1 protein-coding gene is annotated in these 298 nt (G+C 57.0%); it reads right to left on the reverse strand.

Features of this window, described 5'->3' with window-relative positions; all coding sequences use genetic code 11:
* Positions 1–298: transposase (locus AC0L30_RS43205; protein WP_473406814.1), on the reverse strand; the 298-nt coding region annotated here is incomplete at both ends.

The raw sequence follows: 298 nt of genomic DNA on the forward strand, positions 1-298 counted from the left end.
GCCTCGTTTAGCAAGCTTGATGATAGAGGTCGCACCAACGATCAAGAGCGTCCGTAGTTGCCGATTTCCACGCTTTGATATCGCGCCGAGCCTTTCTTTTCCGCCGCTCGACTGTGCCCTCGGTGTGAGCCCGGTCCAAGCGGCAAAATCTCGTGCAGTCGCAAAATCGCGAGCATTCGCGACGGATGTCCGAACGGTAGCGGCGATGAGAGGACCGACACCCGGTATGCTCATCAGACGCCTCGCATCGGGGTCCTTTCTGACGGCAACCAAAATCTCTCTGTCGAGCTTCTCTATG

The sequence above is a fragment of the Bradyrhizobium sp. MI1.11 genome (assembly GCF_055811255.1).